Raw genomic sequence first — 20,245 nt, forward strand, 5'->3', positions numbered from 1 at the left:
TTTTTACGCCTGTCACTAAACCACCCTCCACGCCCACCCCGCTGAAGTCGTCTCTTTGACATGCCCATCCAAGCAGGGCTACCTAGCCCGGCGTCCTACCGATTCCGGATCCTTTACATGCCCCCCCAAAAAACGCGAAAACGCAAAAGCACCGGAGGCCGTCGGCCATCAGTGGCACGCAGTCGAATGTGGCCCTGGTATCTCCTCGGCCTAGCGATCATCGGCGTTATCGTGGCAAGGGAAAACCTGCCCGACCTTGCCTCGCGGCTGATGCCCGCAGAGCCCACCCGCAAGATTGAGGCCACCCGCAAAGTTGAGGCCAAGGCACCCAGCAGGCCGGCGGAGACCAGAACGCCCCATGTTCCGCCGCCAACGCCGGATCAAAGGCCGACGCTTCCGCACGCGGCGGCGAGCGAAACCGGCTCCGGCACTAACGATATCACCTTCTTCTACTGTGGCATCAAGCAGGACAACTGCATCGTGGATGGCGGCAACTTCATCTATCGCGGCGTAAGGATCCGCATGGCCGACATTTACGTTCCGGCGACGAAGGAAGCGAAATGCGACCGCGAACGCCTGCTCGGTGGTGACGCCAAGGAAGCCTTACGCATTCTGCTCAACGCGGGCCAGTTCGAACTTGCCGAATGGCGTCCGATCGGCGAGGACCAGTTTGGCCGCAAGCTTCGTGTCGTACGCCGGGACGGCAAGTCGATTGGCGACGCTCTCGTCGCACGCGGCCTGGCCAGGCCCTGGACCGGGCAGCGCGAGTCTTGGTGCCCGTAGGCGGATTTTGGGCAAGACGCGCGGTGCCACGGCTCGCGGCCTCGCTATCTGTTAAGCCGCGGCACAAGGGATACGACCTTGATCAGGCTCAAGGAGCGCTCGATTTCAGCGGCGAGACTATCGACCAGTTGGGTGAACTCAATGCGCCGATCGTCACGAACCGCACTTGGCAGCCGGTCGACAGAAAGCAACGCCTGTTCTGCGATCGCGAGGTCGTCGCACATCGCTCGAAAGCTCTCGTTGCGCTCGATCAGATGCTGGATCTGTGCTGCATGAGTCGGAAATCGCCGAAGCGCAGACGACAGTCCCTCATCTCCCCCCGATCCAGTCATGGCGTTTCTCCGGCCAGACACAGCAGATGGAATGCAGGTATTGAAGGATGATATTGCGCCGCCTCGATCCGTTGACGTAACATACTTGAACATACAGGCGTGGGTCCTAGCTATCCTTGTTACGCGAAGGCACGAGGGGAACGGATGTGAGTCTGGCTATACCGGAAAACGTTCCGGCGGACGTCTCCACTCCGCCTACGAACAGCGAAATCCAGGACCAACTCGCACGAATCCGAGCAAGCTCGGCGTTCGACGCGCCTGACCGGGCGCACAAATTCCTCGCCTATGTCGTCGAGGAGGCGCTTGAAGGGCGGGCAGACAGGATCAAAGCCTACTCCATTGCCATAGAGGTCTTCGGCCGCGACGCAACGTTCGACGCACAGAACGATCCTGTCGTTCGGATCGAGGCAGGGCGCGTCCGGCGCGCCTTGGAGCGCTATTACCTTCTCGCGGGGCAGCGGGACCCTATTCTCATCACCATGCCGAAGGGTGGCTACGTTCCCGTTTTCACCCGCTTCAATGGCGCAGCGCCGAAGACGCTAACCTCGCAACCCGGGGAGGCCCGGTTTGGCGCAGAAAAGGGCAAGAGGGGATGGCCTGCTTTTGGCACTGCACTCGGCATTGTTACCCTTGCGGTTGCGGGGATGGCCTTGCTGAGCAATTTGCGTGACATTCAGTACTGGAATTCGGATTCAAGGCCATTCCCCAGCGCCACGCCGAACATGCCACAGGTGATTGTCAAACCGTTCGAGGACCTCACCAACACACCGAATTCGGCGATGATCGCACGAGGTCTTACAGATGAGGTCATCGGGCAGATGGCCCGCTTCAAGGAAATAGAGATCGTCGCTGGCCGGCCGAACGATGCCGCCGAAGCAAGTCACCCTTCCGATAAGAGTCTCCCGCTCTATATGCTTGAGGGGCGCGTGCGGGCAGACAGCGACAGGCTCCGATTGACCACTCGCCTCGTCAGCCGGACAGATGGCTCCGTCGTATGGACCAGCAGTTACGATGCTGACATTGGTGCGCGCGAACTTCTGGATCTTGAGGCCGATATGGCGCGCTTGGTCGCAACTACGCTTGCCCAACCCTATGGCATCATATTCCAGACAGATGCGGCCCAGATGCTCCAGGCGCCTTCCGCCGACTGGAAGGCATACGCCTGCACCCTGTCCTACTATGGTTATCGAGCGGATCTGCACCCGCAAACGCACGCATCGGTCCAGAACTGCCTGAAGGAGGCCGTCGCGCGCTTTCCGAACTATGCAACGGCATGGGCACTGCTGTCGCTCACCTACATCGACGAACTGCGTTTCCGCTACCGCTTGCAAACGCCCTCCCCGCCTCCGATCGATGTGGCGGTGCAGGCAGCCGAGCGCGCCGTCCAACTTGATCCCCAGAGTGTTCGCGCGTTGCAGGCCCAGATGCTCGCCTATTTCTTCCGGGGTGATGTCGACACGGCCATTGCCGTGGGGGAACGGGCCCTCACCATCAATCCGAACGATACGGAACTCAGCGGCGAGTACGGATTTCGCCTGGCGCTGTCGGGGCAATGGCAGCGCGGATGTGCGCTGGTAAAGGAGACCGTTGGCCGCAATCCGGGGCCTATTGGGTATTTTCAGGTCGCACTGTCCGTCTGCTCATACATAGACCGGGACTACGGTGGCGCCGAGCGATGGGTCCGCATGGCAGACCTGCGCGAGAGTCCCATTTACCATATCATCCTGACCGCCATTCTCGGCCAGCAGGGCAAGCTTGCAGAGGCACAGGAAGAACGCAACTGGCTGACAGCGCATGCACCCGAGTTTCTGGACGGTATCCGAAAGGAAATAGCGATGCGTTTCCACCGCCCCGAAGATCAGGAGCGGATTTATGACGGGCTGCGAAAAGCTGGGATGAAGATCCCCGCGCATTAAGGGGAGGAAGCAGCACGCGCATTGGCAATCGACCGCACCCCCGCGGTCCGGATAAGGAGAAGCGAAGGCTTCAACTCTACAGCTTTTGCTCGGGTCACCATATTGCTTCGGATGAAGACCCTATCCCAATGACAAGACACTCTACCGACAGCGCCATAAATCGAGAAGCTATTCACCGAGTTCAAGGGGCGAAGTACGCTCGCCGTCCCCGGGGGTGGCTCTCAATTTTTTCGGGTTCGCCTGGGCCCTGGAGTTTTTCAGGTGGCAAGCCCTATCGGGAGCGCATCAGCCGTCCTGCGCCGTCCAGCAAGATTTTCCGCCTTCCGAAACGAATTGGGAGGAACGCCAAAAAGCACTCTCGAAAAAGCGCTATCTGTCAGCCATTTAGGGAGAGGAATGGCGGACAGAGAGGGATTCGAACCCTCGATAGAGTTTCCCCTATACACGCGTTCCAGGCGTGCGCCTTCAACCACTCGGCCACCTGTCCGTCCGCAAACGACCGGCGGTCAACCCGGTGCGGGCCGCCTTCCTGTTTCCATTGGGGCGGGACGGCGCGATATATACCGATGATGGCGACGGGATCAACCCGCTTTCTGACAGAATTTTAACATCGTCGCGATCGGCCGCAGCAGCGGGCCGGATTGCAACAAAAGCCCGTAACTCCTATCTATCGTTGGAAGCTGCGGACTGTGCGTTGTCGTTCCGCCTCGGAGTCAAGCAAATCGATGTTCCGCTTCATTTTTCGGATCCTCAGCCTCATAGCCCTTGCGATGGCCATCATGGCCGCAACGCTGGACGCGATCCAGTCGGTGGCAGCCTCCGAGCCGGTGCTGACACCGCTTGCGGTGGCCTGGACTGCCTCAAGCCCCGATTCGATCGCCTTCGTCGCCGATACGATCATGAACCGGCTTCATCCTGCCCTGTGGGACCCCGTCGCCCTTTGGGTTCTCGCGCAGCCGGCGTCGATAGTCCTGCTCGTGCTTTCGCTTTTGTTCTGGATGGCCGGCTACAAGCGCCGGCCCTTCGCCGGCCGCTTCACCGCCTGAGCGCCGATCGTCGGCGGGAATAGACAAGGAGTATTCGCGTGTTTCTGATCGACATGTTCAACAAGAAGACGACGATGCCAACGCCGGAGAGCGCGCTTCCCGGGCGACCTGATCCAATCCCGACGGCGGAAACGCATTTCGTCAACGGCCGCCTGCTGAAGGAGCCGTATCCAGACAACACACGCTCTATCCTACTGGGTCTCGGCTGCTTTTGGGGTGCCGAGCGGCTCTACTGGCAAATCCCGGGGGTGTACGTGACAGCGGTCGGCTATTCGGGCGGCATCACGCCGAACCCGACCTATCAGGAGACCACGACCGGGCTTACCGGCCACGCGGAAGTGGTTCGGGTGGTATACGATCCGCAAGTCGTTTCCCTGGAAGACCTGTTGAAGGTCTTCTTCGAGCAGCATGACCCAACCCAGGGCATGCGCCAGGGCAATGACATCGGCACGACCTACCGCTCGGCAATCTACACGACCGGCGACGACCAGATCGAAACAGCCCGCAAGGTTCGCGACCGGTATCAGGCGGCACTGAATGCAGCCGGCCATGGCAGCAAGATCACGACGGAGATCGCACCTGCCGGGCCATTCTTTTTCGCCGAGCCGTATCACCAGCAGTACCTTGCAAAGAACCCCGACGGGTATTGCGGTCTCCGGGGTACGGGTGTTGCCTGCGCCGTCGGCTAAGGTGGCAAGAAACACAGGGTGTTAGGGTGCCCATAGAGACGCCGGTGACAGGCCGTTCCGGGCGCGCAACGTTTTTTTACCAAGTGAAAAAATTCTGGTGAATTTTTCCTGCAACCATGCAAGGATCGCGGCCGTCTGACCCTAGGGAACGGGGTCGGCGACTCCGCAAACCCGTCATATACGGGACGTGCGGGAGGGACCCGACATAATCAGAGCAACAGGGCTGCACGATGAAAAAAACCTTTCTGACACTTCTTGCTACAGCGGCCATGTCGGCGACGGCGCTTGCGGCCGACATCAAGCCGGCGATCATCTACGATCTGGGCGGCAAATTCGACAAATCCTTCAACGAAGCCGCGTTCAACGGGGCTGAAAAGTTCAAGACCGAAACCGGTATCGAATATCGCGATTTCGAGATCGCCAACGACGCCCAGCGCGAACAGGCGCTGCGCCGCTTCGCCGGCGACGGCAACAATCCGATCGTGATGGCCGGCTTCTCCTGGGCCGCGACGCTGGAAAAAATTGCTGCCGAATACCCGAATACCCAGTTCGCCATCATCGACATGGTCGTCGACAAGCCGAATGTTCGTTCGGTCGTCTTCAAGGAAGAGGAAGGCTCCTGGCTCGCGGGCATCCTCGCCGGCATGTCTTCGAAGTCCAAGACCGTGTCCTTCGTCGGCGGCATGGACATTCCGCTGATCCACAAATTCGCCTGCGGCTACATCGGTGGCGCGAAGTCGACCGGCGCGGACGTGAAGGTGCTGGAAGCCTATACCGGCACGACGCCTGACGCATGGAACGACCCGGTCAAGGGCGGCGAAATCGCCAAGTCCCAGTTCGACCAGGGCTCGGATGTCGTCTATCACGCCGCCGGCGGCACGGGCGTCGGCGTCCTTCAGGCGGCAGCGGATGCCGGAAAGCTCGGCATCGGCGTCGATTCCAACCAGAACATGCTGCATCCGGGCAAGGTGCTGACCTCGATGCTCAAGCGCGTCGACGTGGCCGTCTATGATGCCTTCAAGACCGCCAATGACGGCACGTTCAAGCCCGGCATCAACGTGCTCGGCCTGAAGGAGGACGGCGTCGGCGTCGCCTTGGACGACAACAACGCCCCGCTGATCTCCGACGAAATGAAGGCTGCGATCGAAAAGGCCAAGGCTGACATCATTGCCGGCACGGTCACCGTCCACGACTACATGTCGGACGAGACCTGCCCCTACTGATCGGGGTTCGGATCGAAGGCCCGCCGGTTTGAAAAGGACCGGCGGGTTTTCTGTGCCTGCTCGGCGCGTCAGTAATGCGGCGGGCGTGTGATCGCAGGCGCTTCCAACGCGTTCCCCTCGAGAACGAGGAAGCGCTCGGTCAGCTGGTCGAGTTTTGCGCGCATCTGCTCGACGACCTTCCACTGCTCGGCAAGCTGGTCGGAGAGTTCCTCGATCGTACGGTCCTGGTGGGCGATATGCTCTTCCAGCGCGGCGACGCGGCTTGAGGTGGCAAGGTCGAGGGTTTCACGATTGGTCATGGTTCGATCGGTCCTGGCACGACCGCCTCCGCTTCGTTGCGGTGGGTCTATCGAATGATGGGGCTGGCCGCAATGATGCTGGACAAGCGGAACGGAAGCAACAAGACTGAACCAGAAGAATCCGCGCCAAGCGGACGGTCGGTTTCCATGTGGGAAAACAACGGATGGTCATGGGCGAATTGGCTATAGAACTGAAGGGCATAGACAAGAGCTTCGGGCTCGTCCATGCCAACAAGGACATCAACCTGAAGGTCCGCAAGGGCACCATCCATGGCATCATCGGCGAGAACGGCGCCGGCAAGTCGACGCTGATGTCGATCCTCTACGGCTTCTACCAGGCCGACCGCGGCGAGATCCTGGTCGATGGCCGCCCGGTAGACATCCGAGACCCGAATGCGGCGATCGCCGCTGGCATCGGCATGGTCCACCAGCATTTCATGCTGGTCGAGAATTTCACTGTGCTGGAGAACGTCATGCTCGGGGCCGAGGAGAGCTCGATCCTCAACGCCGGCATCGCCAAGGCGCGGACCGAACTGAAGCGCCTCGAAAAGGAATATGCGCTTGAGGTCAATCCGGACGCGGTGATCGAGGAACTGCCGGTTGGCATCCAGCAGCGTGTCGAAATCCTCAAGGCGCTCTATCGCAAGGCGGACATCCTGATCCTTGACGAGCCGACGGGCGTACTGACCCCGGCGGAAGCCGACCACCTGTTTCGCATCCTCGAACAGCTGAAATCACAGGGAAAGACGATCCTCCTCATCACGCACAAGCTGCGCGAGATCATGGCCATTACCGACGAAGTCTCCGTCATGCGCCGCGGCGAGATGGTTGCGACGCGTGAGACGGGCAAGACCTCGGTGGAGGAGCTTGCGGAGCTGATGGTCGGCCGCCGCGTGCTGCTGCGCGTCGAAAAGGGCGAAGCCCATCCCAGCGACGTCAAGCTTTCGGTCAACAACCTCACCGTCCGCGACAGCCGCGGGGTGACGATGGTGGATAACGTCTCCTTCGACATTCGCGCTGGCGAGATCGTCGGCATCGCGGGTGTAGCCGGCAACGGCCAGTCCGAACTGCTGGAAGCAATATCGGGAATCCGGCGTGCGATTTCCGGGACCGTGCTGCTGAACGGCGAGGCGATCAATGTTACCGGCGACGCCGATCCGGCTGAACTTCGCGCGCGAGGCCTCGCTCACGTGCCGGAAGACCGACACCATGTCGGCCTGGTGCTGAAATTCGAGGAGAGCGAGAACGCGATCCTCGGCTACCATCACGATCCGAAATACCGAAAGGGCGTTTTGCTCGACGTCGACGCGATCCGCGCGGACGCGGAAGAGAAGATCCAGAAATACGACATCCGCCCGCCGAACGCCCGGTTGAAGACCGCCAATTTTTCCGGCGGCAACCAGCAGAAGATCGTGCTGGCGCGCGAAATGGAACGCGACCCGGACGTGCTCATCATCGGCCAGCCGACGCGGGGCGTCGATGTCGGGGCGATCGAATTCATCCACAAGCGCATCATCGAGATGCGCGATCAGGGCAAGGCGGTTCTGCTTGTTTCCGTTGAACTCGACGAGATCCGTGCCCTGTCCGACCGCATCCTTGTCATGTTTGCCGGCCGCGTCGTCGGCGAGCGCGCACCCGATGCCACCGAAGGCGAACTCGGCCTGTTGATGGCCGGCGTGGAAGGCCGGAAGGAGGCCGCAGAATGAGTGTCCCCTATGTGAAACTGCCGGCCTGGGTCGAATACGGGCTGATACCGCTCGTCAACCTGGTCGTCGCCTTCGCTGTGGCCGGCCTCGTCGTGCTGCTCGTTGGCGAGAGCCCGCTCGAAGCCGCCTACCATATGATCAATGGCGCCTTCGGGCGCGGCGAATATATCGGCTTCACACTTTACTACGCCACCACCTTCATCTTCACCGGCCTGGCCGTCGCCGTCGCCTTCCACGCCGGACTGTTCAATATCGGCGGCGAAGGGCAGGCCTATGTCGCCGGTATCGGCGTGGCGCTCGCCTGCCTCTGGCTCGACCGGATCATGCCCTGGTACGTGGTTTTTCCAGTTGCGATCCTAGGGGCCGCCCTCTTCGGCGCCGCCTGGGCGTTCATCCCCGGCTGGCTCCAGGCCAAGCGCGGCAGCCACATCGTCATAACTACGATCATGTTCAACTTCATCGCCGCGAGCCTGATGAACTACATGCTCAACCGCGTGATGAAGCCGCTTGGCTCTATGTCGCTGGAGACGCGCACTTTCGACGCCGGCGGACAGCTGCCGAAACTTGATTGGCTGATGTCGATCTTCGGGCTCAGCGTCGGCACCTCGCCCTTCAACGTCACCTTCCTTCTGGCGCTCGCAGCCGCCTTTGGCGTCTGGGTGCTGATCTGGCGCACCCGGCTCGGCTACGAGATGCGTACGATGGGGCACAGCCCGGCGGCCGCCCGCTATGCCGGCATCAAGGAGGCGCGCATCATCGTCATCACCATGATGATCTCCGGTGCGCTCGCCGGCATGATGGCGCTCAACCCGATCATGGGCGAAACCTACCGCATGCAGCTCGATTTCGTGCAAGGCGCGGGCTTTGTCGGCATCGCCGTGGCGCTGATGGGCCGGTCGCATCCGGCCGGCATCATTCCGGCGGCGGTCCTGTTCGGCGTGCTCTACCAGGGCGGCGCGGAGATCTCCTTCGAAATGCCGTCCATTTCGCGCGACATGATCGTCATCATCCAGGGTCTCGTGATCCTCTTTGCCGGTGCGCTGGAGCACATGTTCCGTCCCGCCATCACGCGCGCCGTCCTCGCGTTCTCCGGGCGCGGGCGCACGCAAGCGGCCGTCAAGGGAGCCTGATACAATGGACCTACTCCAGCTCTTCCTCGAACTCGGCCAATCGACGATCCGCCTTTCGACGCCCCTCATTCTCGCAGCGCTTGCCGGCCTCTTCACCGAGCGGGCCGGCGTCTTCGATATTGGCCTGGAAGGCAAAATGCTCGGTGGCGCGTTTGCCGCCGGTTGCGTGGCCTTCGTTGCGCAGTCGGCCATGGCCGGACTGCTCGCGGCGGTCGTCGTCTCGGTCCTACTTTCGTTGGTCCACGGCTATGCCTCGATCACGCAGCGCGGCAACCAGATCGTTTCCGGTGTGGCCATCAACTTCATCGTGGCCGGCTCAACCGTCATCCTCGGCGAGGCGTGGTTCCGGCAGGGCGGTCGCACGCCGGCACTTGCCGAAGGCGCGCGCTTCCAGGCTATCGACCTGCCCTTTGCGGAAGAGCTGCGCGGTGTTCCCCTGCTCGGCCCGATCTATGCCGATCTCATCTCCGGTCACCAGGCGCTGACCTACTTCGCCTTTCTGATGGTGCCTATCACCTGGTGGATCCTCTATCGCACGCGGTTCGGTCTGCGCCTGCGCGCCGTCGGCGAGAATCCGGGTGCAGTCGATACGGCCGGCATTTCCGTCATCTGGATGCGCTATCGCGGCGTCATCTGCTGCGGCATCCTGTGCGGTGTCGCCGGCGCCTATCTGTCGCTGGCCGCCAATGCCGGCTGGACCAAGGGCATGACCGCCGGCAAGGGCTATATCGCGCTCGCGGCGCTGATCTTCGCCAAGTGGCGGCCGGTCAACGTGATGCTTGCCTGCCTCCTCTTCGGCTTTCTCGACGCGTTCGCGATCCGTTACCAGGGAACACCGCTGCCCCTGATCGGTAAGGTCCCGGTACAATTGATGCAGGCGCTGCCCTATATCCTTACCGTCGTCCTGCTGGCAGGCTTCATCGGCAAGGCCATTCCGCCCAAGGCAGGCGGCGTCCCTTACGTGAAGGAGCGCTGAGAAATGTCGCACGACCTGTTCGAAGCGGCGCGGAATGCAATGGCATTCGCCCACGCACCCTACTCGAAGTTTCCCGTCGGCGCGGCCATCCGCGCCGAAGACGGCAGGATCTATGCCGGCGCTAACATCGAGAACATCTCGTTTCCGCAGGGCTGGTGTGCCGAGCCGACGGCGATCAGTGCCATGATCATGGGCGGCGCGAAGAAGATCGTCGAAATGGCTGTGATCGCCGAGAAGCTGCCGCTCTGCCCACCCTGCGGCGGTTGCCGGCAGAAGATTGCCGAATTCGCTTCCCCCTCGACGCGCATCTATCTCTGCGACGAGACGGGCGTGAAGGAAACTTTGACGATGGATAAACTTCTTCCGCACAGCTTCGCAACGGAGGTCATCGGATGAAAGGGGTAATCGATCATCTCGTCCCGCGCCTCGGCGGACTTCTGCCGCGCTATGGCATCGTCCTCGGCTCCGGGCTGGGCTCGCTGGTGGACGCGGTGGAAAACAGCGTTCGCATCCCCTACGCCGAGTTGCCCAGCTTTCCGGTCAGCGCTGTATCCGGCCATGCGGGCGAACTGGTCGTGGGCCTCCTCAGGGGCGTGCCGGTGATCATGCTGTCGGGCCGCGTGCATTACTACGAGCGCGGCGATGCGAACGCCATGCGCGGGCCGATAGAGGTTTTGAAGGGCCTCGGCGTGCAGTCGCTGATCCTGACGAACTCGGCAGGCTCCCTTCGCGAGGACATGCCGCCCGGCTCGGTGATGCGCATTGCCGACCACATCAACTTTGCCGGTGCCAACCCGCTGATCGGCGTCGAGAGCGACGATCGTTTCGTCGGCATGACCAATGCCTACGATGCGGGACTGGCTGCGCGAATGGAGAAGGCTGCGGAGAAGACCGGCACGCCGCTGCACCAGGGTGTCTACATGTGGTTCTCCGGGCCCAACTTCGAAACGCCGGCCGAGATCCGTATGGCACGCATCCTCGGTGCCGATGCTGTCGGAATGTCGACTGTGCCGGAAGTGCTGATCGCCCGCTTCCTCGGACTGAAAGTCGCGGCGGCTTCGGTGATCACCAATTTCGGCGCCGGCATGACCGGCGCGGAACTCAGCCATCACGAAACCAAGGACATGGCCCCGGTCGGCGGCACACGGCTTGCCACCGTCCTTGCAGAAATGATCTCGGGCGGAGACACGGACGATGAATGAGACCACACCCCGCCAGATGGCAGCCAAGGCGCTGTCACTGCTGGATCTGACCGACCTGACGGACAATTGCGACGCCGCAGCGATCGAACTGTTGTGCCAGCAGGCCGTCACACCATTCGGCCACACGGCAGCCATCTGCATCTGGCCGCGCTTCGTCAAGCAGGCGCGAGCATTGCTTGGATCCAGCAGCCCGATCAGGATCGCGACCGTGGTCAATTTCCCTTCTGGCGGTCTGCCGGTCGATGACGTTGTTGCCGAAACCAGACAGGCTATCGCGGACGGCGCCGACGAGATCGATCTGGTCATCCCCTACAAGGCCCTTATAGCCGGGGACGAGGCGGCGGTACGGGAGATGGTCGTCGCTGTGCGCGCGGTTTGCGCGCCACCCGTCCTGCTTAAGGTCATCCTCGAGACAGGCGAATTGAAGGATCGCGACCTGATCCGCAACGCTTCCCACCTAGCGATCGCATCCGGTGCCGACTTCATCAAGACCTCGACCGGTAAGGTCGCGGTCAATGCAACGCTCGAGGCCGCCGACATCATGCTGAACGCCATCCGCGAAAGCGGACGCAAGGTGGGCTTCAAGCCAGCCGGCGGTGTGCGCACGGTCGGCGACGCGGCCCTCTACCTCAATCTTGCCGCAACGATCCATGGGCCGGACTGGGCGATCCCCTCCACCTTCCGCTTCGGCGCCTCCGGTCTCCTGGGTGACATCCTCGCTGTGCTCGATGGCCGCGGGTCCGGTAGCTCGAACGCGACCTACTGAGATGCTCCCGCAGGAGATCATATGCCGCAAGCGCGACGGCGAGGCGCTTAAGCCCGAAGCCATCCGCGAGTTCATCTCCGCGCTGGCTGACGGCACCGCAAGCGAGGGACAGGTCGCCGCCTTCGCTATGGCGGTGTGGTTTCGCGGAATGGACGCGGGCGAAACCGTGGCGCTTACGGAAGCGATGCGGGATTCCGGTGAGGTCCTCGACTGGCGGGACATCGACCGTCCGGTTGCCGACAAGCATTCGACCGGTGGCGTCGGCGACGATGTCTCGCTGATGCTGGCGCCGATCGCGGCCGCCTGCGGACTGGCCGTGCCGATGATCTCCGGGCGCGGCCTCGGCCATACGGGCGGCACGCTCGACAAGCTGGAGTCGATCCCCGGTTACACGATCAATCCACCATCCAGCCTGTTCCGTCGAACCGTGAAGGACGCCGGCTGCGCCATCATCGGCCAGACGCGCGATCTGGCGCCCGCCGACCGGCGCCTCTACGCCATCCGCGACGTCACGGCAACAGTCGATTCCGTGCCGTTGATCACGGCCTCGATTCTGTCAAAGAAGCTTGCCGCCGGGCTCCAGTCACTGGTGCTGGACGTCAAGCTCGGCAACGGCGCGTTCATGACCGACCGGCCGGACGCCGAGCGCCTCGCCCGCGCGCTCGTTGAAGTCGCAAACGGTTCGGGCCTGCGCACCACAGCCGTGATCACGGACATGAACCAACCGCTGGCTGACGCCGTGGGCAACGTGGTGGAGATCGAAAACTGCATCGCTTTCCTGAAAGGCGAGAAGGCGGGAACGCGGTTGGAAACGGTCGTTCTGACGCTCACCGGAGAAATGCTGGTGACAGCCGGCCTTGAGCCGGATCAAACTGCTGCGCATGCCACGGCACAGCGCGCCCTATTGGACGGCAGCGCCGCCGAAACCTTTTCGCGGATGGTCGCCCTTCTCGGTGGTCCCGGCAACCTTCTTGACGATCCAAGTTCGATACTCGCAAAGGCACCGGTCATCCTCCCGGTCACGATGGATGAAGTCGGCTATCTCAAAGCCTGCGACGCCCGCGGTATCGGAATGGCCGTCATCGAGCTGGGCGGCGGCCGAACGCGCCCCGATCAGTCGATCGATCATCGCGTCGGCTTCGACCGGCTGCGACCGCTCGGGACATGGATGGACAAGGGCGATGAGATCGGGCGCGTGCATGCCCGGACGCTTGACGAGGCGGCGGCTGGTGCCGCGCGCCTACGCAGCCTCTACATGGTCGGCGACGAGGCGCCCGGCCCCGAGTACCCGATCGTCGGCCGTATCAGCGAATGAGCCGCATCTTGTCGCCATCCACCTGGTAGGACGACAGTCCCTTGAGGAAAGTCATGCCGATCAGCATGCCCGACAGCGCCTTGTCCTCCAGCACCATGGCACCGACGTTCGGGACGCTTATGGAGCCGATGGCTATACTGTCGAGGCGCACATAGGCGGCCCGCGCCTTCCCGTTGGCGGTGTCGACGGCATAGCGGAAGTCCAGATTCTTGCGCAGAATGCCGAGCCGCTCGGCGGTCGACAGGTTGATCGCGACCATGCTGGCGCCGGTATCGATCATCCCCTTTTCCTTGCGGCCGTTGACCATGAACAGGCCGGAGAAATGGCCGGCACCGTCCGCTTCCAGCGTCACACCGCGATTACCGGTGTAGCGGGCAGTCGAAACCGGCTGCGCCTTTGCCGCTTCTGTCGCCTTGGTTTCCGGCTCGACCTGAAGGTAGGTGCCGGCAAGGCCGGGCACATAGACCGCGGCGACGGCAACGGCGGCGACCACGAAAAGACTGCGGGCGAACATGGGCATCTCCTTGGGAACGTCCCAACTAGAGCATGCCCGGGTTGACGGAACAGAAATATCCGCTCGACCTGTCCCGTTTTGCCACAACGAACCTGCGCTGTGGCAAACGCTTCGTTAATGCACCTATTTCGTGCCGTACATCCGGTCACCGGCATCACCGAGGCCAGGCATGATGTAGCCCTTTTCGTTCAGATGACTGTCGATGGAAGCGGTGTAGATCTTCACGTCCGGATGTGCCGCCCGGAAGTTCCGGATGCCCTCCGGGGCCGCCAGCAGGCAGAGGAAGCGGATGTTGGTGGCGCCGCGTTCCTTCAGCTTCTCGATCGCCGCGATCGCCGAGTTACCGGTCGCCAGCATCGGGTCGACGACGATGACCAGGCGCTCGGCCAGGAGATCCGGCGCCTTGAAGAAGTATTCCACCGCCTCAAGCGTCTCGTGGTCACGATAGACGCCAATATGGGAGACGCGGGCGGAGGGGACGAGTTCGAGCATGCCCTCGAGCAGGCCATTGCCGGCGCGCAGGATCGAAGCGAAGACGAGCTTCTTGCCTTCGAGGATCGGCGCGTCGATGACCTGGAGCGGTGTTTCAATGCGCTCGGTCGTCAGCTCGAGATCGCGCGTGACCTCGTAGCAGAGGAGGGTCGAGATTTCGCGCAGCAGCCGGCGAAAACTGCCGGTCGACGTTTCCTTCTTGCGCATGATGGTCAGCTTGTGCTGCACGAGCGGGTGATCGATGACTGTGACGCCGTCCATGGACAAACCTTCCCTATTTCTCTGTTGATGGCCCTCTTTTTCCACAATAACGCCACCTCCTGCAAGAGATCGCAGACGCCTACGGCAGCTCATCCCCGATTGGGCACAAAACCGCTTCGCACAAATAGCGAAGCCGGATCAGAGGCGCGCAAGGAGTGCTGTACGCGTCGCCTCGTCGACGAAGGCCGCTTCGATGGCGGTCCGCGTCATTCCATCGAGCTCCGCCTCGGTGAACCCCATTGCCTCGGAGGCGATAGCATACTCCCGTTGCAGCGAGGTCTGGAAGAACGGCGGATCGTCGGAGTTGAGCGTAACCTTGACCCCGGCGGCATGCAGTCGGCGGAGAGGATGTGCGGCAAAGTCCGGGAACACACCGAGTGCTACGTTGGACCCCGGACAGACCTCGAGAACGACGCCTTCGCCCGCCAGCCGGGCTACGAGGTTGGGATCCTCGATTGCGCGTACGCCATGCCCGATGCGGCTTGGACGGATATGGTCCAGCGCGTCGCGCACGCTGGACGCGCCGCAAAGCTCGCCAGCGTGAACGGTGATGCCGAGGCCCGCAGCGCGCGCGATGTCGAATGCACGGGCGTAGTCGGCAAGGCGTCCCATTCGCTCGTCACCGGCCATGTTGAAACCGGTGACGAGTGGGTTGCGGCAGTTCGCGGCGTAACGCGCGGCCCATTCGACCCGCTCCGGTCCCCGGTGCCTGAGGCCGACCACGACCATGCGGCATTCGATCCCGGTCCGCGCTTTCGCTAACTCGATTCCCCGGCCGATACCGGCAATATAACCATCGGCGCCTAGCCCGACTGCCTCGCCGTGGTCGGGAGAGACGAAAAGCTCGCTGTAGACCGCTCCGGCCGCGGCAAGCTCTTCGAGATAGGTCTCCGTCAACAACGCGTAGTCGTGCTCGGTGCGAAAGAGGTCGGCCACAGCATCATATGCGGCAAGAAAACTCGTAAAATCGCGCCAGACATAGGCGCCGTCACACAGGAACCCGCTGGCATCGACACCGTATTTCCTCGCCTGCGCCTGTGCCAGCGCCGGCGGCACGGCACCCTCCAGATGACAATGAAGCTCCGCCTTCTTCACATGTGCGCTCACAGGAAGCTTTTCCCGTGCGGTCCGGGCGGAATGCCCAGGTGCCTTGCGATCGTTTCCCCGATGTCGGCAAAGGTCATGCGGGTCCCCAGCAGACGGGAGCGGATCCCTTGGCCGAAGGTCAGGACCGGAACCCGCTCACGCGTGTGATCGGTGCCGCGCCAGGTCGGGTCACAACCATGATCAGCAGTGAGAATGAGCAAATCACCCGGACGCATCTTACGATCGACCTCCGGCAGAAGCCGGTCGAACGCCTCAAGTGCAGCGGCGTAACCCGCCACGTCGCGGCGATGACCGTAGAGCATGTCGAAATCGACGAAATTGGTGAAGACGAGGTCGCCGTCCTTGGCTTCATCCATGGCGCGCAACGTCTCATCGAAGAGCGCCGCATTGCCGTTTGCCTTCGACAGCCTGCCGATGCCCTTGTGGGCGAAAATGTCCCCGATCTTACCGACGGCGTGTACCGTGCGTCCCGCCTCGGTCAGGCGATCCAGGAGGGTCGGCTCCGGTGGCTCGACCGAATAGTCGCGCCGGTTGCCGGTTCGCTCGAAGGTCGCCGGCGTCTCGCCGACAAACGGGCGCGCGATCACGCGACCAATTTTGCCACCCGGCCATTCGTCGAGAATGATCCGTACCGTCTGGCAGAACGACAGAAGCCGATCGAGCCCGAAATGGATCTCGTGTGCCGCGATCTGGAAAACGGAATCGGAGGAGGTGTAGCAGATCGGCTTTCCGCTACGGATATGCTCCTCGCCGTATCGGGCGATGATATCCGTGCCGGACGCGTGGCAATTGCCAAGGATTCCCGGAACCTTGCCGATCTCGCAGATCGCCGCGACCAGTTCGGGGGAAAAGGCATCGCCTTCTGAGGGAAAATAGCCCCAATCGAACATGACGGGTGTACCGGCGATTTCCCAGTGGCCGGACGGCGTATCCTTGCCGCGCGAGACTTCGGTTGCGGCCCCATGGTGGCCGAAAACGCGCTCGGGGACATTCATGCCTGCCGGAAAGCGTCCGGTCGCCGCGTGCGCGGCGTGGAGCAGGCCGAGGGCAGCCATGTTGGGAAGCTTCAGCGGTCCCTGACGCAGGCCAGAACGTTCCGCGGCACCCGCAGCGCAGAACTCGGCGATGTGCCCGAGCGTGTCCGCGCCCTCGTCACCGAACGCAGCCGCATCCGGCGCCCCGCCGATGCCGAAGGAATCAAGTACGAAGAGAAACGCTCTGGCCATCCGACACCTATTTCGAACACAAGGCGACCCATGTCGATCTGTCGGCACGGCTGCACTTTGCTACGACATGGCACGGAAAAAGACGTGCGCTCAAGAAAAATCGATGAGCCTTACGGCAGGATTCTCGCCCTGTCCAAGTCGAATTGACTGCCCACTATTTGGCCATGCAAAGGTTGCAAGAAATGTCGTTGCCCTTGCGAACGCGGCTGTAGGTGACGCGGGTTAGCTTGATCGGCTGAACATCCGTGGCCTTAGGCACACCGGGTAGGCTGGGCAGAAAGATCAGCACCCTGTAGGGAAGAACGAGTTTGGTTTCGACGTAGAAGCTCCTGGTCTTGCGCATGTCCTCCGGAAGCTTGCCGTCGGTGCCTGGCACTTTGGCCTCGGCTTCGTCACCCCACCCACGTGACCAAGCGACCGTTGACTTTTCATTGTCATCGACGGCTATGCCAGTCACAGTCAAACTGAAGTTCTGCGGCTTCTCGACCGTGCCGGTCGTCATATTGGGCGAGCCTACGGCGGCGGCGACGTCGTTCATGCTGGTCAGGAAAGTCGAATTGACCGATTCCTGTTGGGCGATCATGTCGGAGATGGTGGCTGACGCCCGACCGACCTTGTTCAAGACCGTCATCCCCACCGATAGCTCATAGGCACCGATATAGCCGAAAAGCAGGAGTGGTGCGACGATGGCGAGTTCGACGGCGGCGGAGCCGTTCCGCGCGCGCTTGAGGCGAAGCAGTGTCGCCAACAGACCTTTTTCGGGCCTTCCGCTTTCTACCCCATCGGTCATTTGTAGTCCTCGTTTTGGACTACCGCCGTAGCAACCAGCTCGTGGGAAGCCCCCAAAGAGCTATTCGGAGGCAGCAGACGAAGGTAGTCCACGATCACAGGCCAGTGATACTTTGCGCGAATGAGATTTGTGGACGATTTTCCACCTGGTGCATATCTGCGCTCGAATTTGGATTCTTTGGCCGTCAAAAGGCCGCTCAAGGGGACGCTGACGACATCGATTTCCAGTTTCGAAGGGATCTCGATTTCCTCTAACGAACACGTGACCAGAATCGTGAGCTCAGCGCAGTATTTTTTACGAAACGCGGCCTCATTCTCTACATCGGTCGAACGGCCGGTATTGAAGGTGATCTGGCCCAAGCGGATCTGGCGCGCAATCGCATCATTGGCGTTGAGCAGGACCTGCCCGGCCATGTAGGCGACGAACGTCTCCAGGATCGCAAACACGACGGCGAAGAACACCGGGGCGCCTATGGCAAACTCGATGGCGGTGGCACCTTGGCGCTCGCCAAGGAAGCGCTTCATAAGCCCCAATTTCCTCTTTGCCCGCTTCCCGATTGTCAGCATGGTTGCGACACACCCTACACCCACATCGTCGGCCCATCGCTGATGGTCGCCGGATGCTTAGATCCACGCATCGCCGTGCCGTCTACCCTCATGGCGCCCCGGCAGGACAGCTTCGGCAAGCTTAATTCATCGATTGTTTATTTTTCGTAAGCAGGAGCCGAGGCATTTTAGCAGGCACTCACTTTCGCATAGTGGCGATACTTTTTCTTCAGGGGGAGGTGTTCGCAGTGCGTTGCGCATGCTGCTCGCAGATGGGGGTGCAGGAAAGTACCGAGCGCTCCGTCTGACGGAACACGCGAACGGTATTGCCCTCATCAATTGAAACGAGGATGCGCTCATCGACGATCGCATTGCCGTCCGCATCGAGCAGGACGAGATTGGTGGTGCCAAAATTGCGGCCGGTCAGAACGATCGTCTTGGCATCGGCCACCGTCGCATCGGCAACGTCGGCGTTGCCGACGATGACCTTGCTCACCGGGCGATCGAGCTTGAGCACGCGCGCGTGGTCCATATAGACCCGCAGCATATCATTCTCCTCGGCACGGGCGGCGCCGATCGCAAGACATGTCTGTGAAAGCAGTACGCCGATGACCAGACGCATGATCCTGGAGGTGGCAAGTGCCCCGACGGTTTCCATCCCGAATACCTTATAGCTGTCGCTTTCGCTAGCATCGCCGTGAATGGTGAATGAAGCCTTAATCAGCCCGGAATTCTTCAGCCCCTGCGTGTGCGGTTAAAAAGCGGACCGCTACTCGACGCGCTCCGAGTCACTTTTCAGCATCTCCAGCGCCCGCGTGCCGCCCGCGCGATCGTTGGCCCTTTGTTTACCACAATATCTGGCAGGCCGCATTAACACTCCAGTAACCGATTTCCTTAAGCAGGCAGCAATGCGACGTCTGTAGGTTGCAGTCATCCGAACAACGGCAAACAGTTGTCGGACGTGCTGAACCCAACACTCGTGGAGTTAGGAGAAATTCCCATGACCAAGATCTTCGCTCGCTTCCTGAAAGACGAATCCGGCGCGACCGCCATCGAATACGGCCTGATCGCGGCCCTCATCTCCGTCGCCCTCATCACCGGCGCAGGTATGCTGGGCGGCGCACTGGACAACCAGTTCAAAGAGATTTCCAAGGAAATGGACTACACGGCGAAGCCTTAAGGCACGCCTTAGAGATTGAGATGTGAGCCGCCTCGTAAGAGGCGGTTCATTTTATTTGAACATCATACGGAAATGCCGAAACTACGTCCAAGTATTCACCGTTCGGTAATTTAGACTATGGGAGAAGGCCGTGACCGCAGCAGCAATCTTTGTCATATTTCCGCTGTGCCTGGCGATCGCCGCTCTCTCCGATTTCTTCACCATGACCATCCCGAATCGCATCTCCGCGATTCTTCTCGCCAGTTTCCTACTGATCGCTCCGCTTGCCGGCCTGCCCCTCGCGCAGATCGGGCTGCATCTGGCTGCTGGGCTGGTCGTATTCGGCGTCTGTTTCGGGCTTTTCGCAATCAACGTCATGGGCGGAGGCGACGCAAAGCTTTTGACGGCGAGCGCAGTGTGGTTCGGCCTGACGCCGTCTCTGGTCGTCTACCTCATCTACGTATCCTTCTTCGGCGGCATACTCACGCTTGCGATCTTATCGCTTCGTGGCCACACGAACACGATCCTGGCCTCGGGCCTGCCGGTTCCCAATCACCTCCTGACGCACAAAAAGATACCCTACGGCATCGCTATCGGCATTGCGGCCTTCTTCGCCTACCCTTCATCGCCGCTCATGCAAGCCGCGCTGGCCAGTTTCCGTTGAAAAGCAGCCGGCTGCGGCCCTGACGCTTTTCGTCCCGCCAATTCCGCAAGTCGAGCCGAGGTGATTGCGCAGCAACGCAAATGCGATCCATTCACATTTGATTG

At 61.5% G+C, this 20,245-nt stretch carries 23 protein-coding genes and 1 tRNA gene; 14 read left to right on the forward strand and 10 right to left on the reverse strand.

Annotated elements, in window-relative coordinates:
* Window positions 1-171 precede the first annotated feature (171 nt).
* The gene (locus IB238_RS16770; RefSeq protein ID WP_192249270.1) at window positions 172-783 is read left to right on the forward strand and encodes a thermonuclease family protein; all 612 of its coding nucleotides are present in this window, start codon (window positions 172-174) and stop codon (window positions 781-783) included.
* Between the two features lie 44 nt (window positions 784-827).
* Here the strand turns inward: IB238_RS16770 and IB238_RS16775 are convergent, their stop codons facing one another.
* Window positions 828-1,115: a hypothetical protein gene (locus IB238_RS16775; protein WP_192249273.1), complete on the reverse strand. Its 288-nt coding sequence runs from the start codon at window positions 1,113-1,115 to the stop codon at window positions 828-830.
* Window positions 1,116-1,261: 146 nt separating this feature from the next.
* Here IB238_RS16775 and IB238_RS16780 point away from each other — a divergent pair, with 146 nt between their 5' ends.
* Window positions 1,262-3,031, forward strand: a complete 1,770-nt coding sequence (locus IB238_RS16780) for a hypothetical protein (protein WP_192249276.1) — start codon at window positions 1,262-1,264, stop codon at window positions 3,029-3,031.
* Window positions 3,032-3,428: 397 nt separating this feature from the next.
* Here IB238_RS16780 and IB238_RS16785 read toward each other — a convergent pair.
* Window positions 3,429-3,518, reverse strand: a tRNA-Ser gene (locus tag IB238_RS16785).
* Window positions 3,519-3,756: 238 nt separating this feature from the next.
* On the opposite strand from IB238_RS16785, the gene IB238_RS16790 reads away from it, so the two are divergent.
* The 3 genes from IB238_RS16790 to IB238_RS16800 all read left to right on the forward strand — a co-directional run bounded on the left by IB238_RS16790 (window position 3,757) and on the right by IB238_RS16800 (window position 5,989).
* Window positions 3,757-4,077, forward strand: a complete 321-nt coding sequence (locus IB238_RS16790) for a hypothetical protein (protein WP_192249279.1) — start codon at window positions 3,757-3,759, stop codon at window positions 4,075-4,077.
* A 38-nt stretch (window positions 4,078-4,115) separates the two neighbouring features.
* Window positions 4,116-4,766 carry a peptide-methionine (S)-S-oxide reductase MsrA gene (gene msrA, locus IB238_RS16795; RefSeq protein WP_192249282.1) on the forward strand — a complete coding sequence of 217 codons (651 nt, stop codon included), beginning with the start codon at window positions 4,116-4,118 and terminating at the stop codon, window positions 4,764-4,766.
* Window positions 4,767-4,996: 230 nt separating this feature from the next.
* On the forward strand, window positions 4,997-5,989 hold the full coding sequence (locus IB238_RS16800; protein WP_192249284.1) for a BMP family ABC transporter substrate-binding protein: 993 nt from the start codon (window positions 4,997-4,999) through the stop codon (window positions 5,987-5,989).
* A gap of 68 nt (window positions 5,990-6,057) precedes the next feature.
* On the opposite strand, the gene IB238_RS16805 is transcribed toward IB238_RS16800, so the two are convergent.
* Window positions 6,058-6,288, reverse strand: a complete 231-nt coding sequence (locus tag IB238_RS16805) for a SlyX family protein (RefSeq protein WP_192249287.1) — start codon at window positions 6,286-6,288, stop codon at window positions 6,058-6,060.
* 170 nt (window positions 6,289-6,458) lie between these two features.
* Here IB238_RS16805 and IB238_RS16810 point away from each other — a divergent pair, with 170 nt between their 5' ends.
* The 7 genes from IB238_RS16810 to deoA are packed head-to-tail and all read left to right on the forward strand — an operon-like array spanning window position 6,459 to window position 13,383.
* Window positions 6,459-7,994 (forward strand): ABC transporter ATP-binding protein, encoded by a 1,536-nt coding sequence (locus tag IB238_RS16810; RefSeq protein WP_192249290.1) that lies wholly within the window; start codon window positions 6,459-6,461, stop codon window positions 7,992-7,994.
* Window positions 7,991-9,124, forward strand: coding sequence for an ABC transporter permease (locus IB238_RS16815; RefSeq protein WP_192249293.1), 1,134 nt, complete (start codon window positions 7,991-7,993; stop codon window positions 9,122-9,124). The genes IB238_RS16810 and IB238_RS16815 overlap by 4 nt, the downstream gene beginning before the upstream one ends.
* 4 nt (window positions 9,125-9,128) lie before the next feature.
* Window positions 9,129-10,100 (forward strand): ABC transporter permease, encoded by a 972-nt coding sequence (locus IB238_RS16820; protein WP_192249296.1) that lies wholly within the window; start codon window positions 9,129-9,131, stop codon window positions 10,098-10,100.
* A 3-nt stretch (window positions 10,101-10,103) separates the two neighbouring features.
* Window positions 10,104-10,496 (forward strand): cytidine deaminase, encoded by a 393-nt coding sequence (locus IB238_RS16825; protein ID WP_192249299.1) that lies wholly within the window; start codon window positions 10,104-10,106, stop codon window positions 10,494-10,496.
* On the forward strand, window positions 10,493-11,302 hold the full coding sequence (locus tag IB238_RS16830) for a purine-nucleoside phosphorylase (protein ID WP_192249302.1): 810 nt from the start codon (window positions 10,493-10,495) through the stop codon (window positions 11,300-11,302). The genes IB238_RS16825 and IB238_RS16830 overlap by 4 nt, the downstream gene beginning before the upstream one ends.
* The gene (gene deoC, locus IB238_RS16835) at window positions 11,295-12,068 is read left to right on the forward strand and encodes a deoxyribose-phosphate aldolase (protein ID WP_192249305.1); all 774 of its coding nucleotides are present in this window, start codon (window positions 11,295-11,297) and stop codon (window positions 12,066-12,068) included. Before IB238_RS16830 ends, deoC begins: the two co-directional genes overlap by 8 nt.
* A gap of 1 nt (window position 12,069) precedes the next feature.
* Entirely contained in the window at window positions 12,070-13,383 is a 1,314-nt protein-coding gene (deoA, locus tag IB238_RS16840; RefSeq protein ID WP_192249308.1) for a thymidine phosphorylase, read from the forward strand.
* On the opposite strand, the gene IB238_RS16845 is transcribed toward deoA, so the two are convergent.
* From IB238_RS16845 to IB238_RS16875, 7 genes are all read right to left on the reverse strand, one after another.
* Entirely contained in the window at window positions 13,373-13,897 is a 525-nt protein-coding gene (locus IB238_RS16845; protein ID WP_192249311.1) for a TIGR02281 family clan AA aspartic protease, read from the reverse strand. The genes deoA and IB238_RS16845 overlap by 11 nt on opposite strands.
* A 123-nt stretch (window positions 13,898-14,020) precedes the next feature.
* A complete protein-coding gene (gene upp / locus IB238_RS16850; protein WP_192249314.1) occupies window positions 14,021-14,650 on the reverse strand; it encodes a uracil phosphoribosyltransferase in 630 nt (209 codons plus the stop codon).
* 138 nt (window positions 14,651-14,788) lie between these two features.
* Window positions 14,789-15,757: an adenosine deaminase gene (locus tag IB238_RS16855; RefSeq protein WP_192249317.1), complete on the reverse strand. Its 969-nt coding sequence runs from the start codon at window positions 15,755-15,757 to the stop codon at window positions 14,789-14,791.
* Window positions 15,754-16,983, reverse strand: a complete 1,230-nt coding sequence (locus IB238_RS16860) for a phosphopentomutase (protein WP_192249320.1) — start codon at window positions 16,981-16,983, stop codon at window positions 15,754-15,756. The genes IB238_RS16855 and IB238_RS16860 overlap by 4 nt, the downstream gene beginning before the upstream one ends.
* 154 nt (window positions 16,984-17,137) lie before the next feature.
* Window positions 17,138-17,773: a TadE/TadG family type IV pilus assembly protein gene (locus IB238_RS16865; protein ID WP_192249323.1), complete on the reverse strand. Its 636-nt coding sequence runs from the start codon at window positions 17,771-17,773 to the stop codon at window positions 17,138-17,140.
* Window positions 17,770-18,297, reverse strand: coding sequence for a TadE/TadG family type IV pilus assembly protein (locus IB238_RS16870; protein ID WP_246723690.1), 528 nt, complete (start codon window positions 18,295-18,297; stop codon window positions 17,770-17,772). The genes IB238_RS16865 and IB238_RS16870 overlap by 4 nt, the downstream gene beginning before the upstream one ends.
* Window positions 18,298-18,547: 250 nt before the next feature.
* A complete protein-coding gene (locus tag IB238_RS16875) occupies window positions 18,548-18,976 on the reverse strand; it encodes a pilus assembly protein N-terminal domain-containing protein (protein ID WP_192249329.1) in 429 nt (142 codons plus the stop codon).
* 342 nt (window positions 18,977-19,318) lie between these two features.
* Here IB238_RS16875 and IB238_RS16880 point away from each other — a divergent pair, with 342 nt between their 5' ends.
* Together IB238_RS16880 and IB238_RS16885 are read left to right on the forward strand one after the other, a co-directional pair.
* Window positions 19,319-19,498 carry a Flp family type IVb pilin gene (locus tag IB238_RS16880; protein WP_192249332.1) on the forward strand — a complete coding sequence of 60 codons (180 nt, stop codon included), beginning with the start codon at window positions 19,319-19,321 and terminating at the stop codon, window positions 19,496-19,498.
* A gap of 130 nt (window positions 19,499-19,628) precedes the next feature.
* Window positions 19,629-20,141 (forward strand): prepilin peptidase, encoded by a 513-nt coding sequence (locus IB238_RS16885; RefSeq protein WP_192249335.1) that lies wholly within the window; start codon window positions 19,629-19,631, stop codon window positions 20,139-20,141.
* Window positions 20,142-20,245 lie beyond the last annotated feature (104 nt).

Origin of the sequence: Rhizobium sp. ARZ01 (assembly GCF_014851675.1) — a bacterium.
In the GTDB taxonomy this organism is placed as follows: Bacteria; Pseudomonadota; Alphaproteobacteria; order Rhizobiales; family Rhizobiaceae; genus Mycoplana.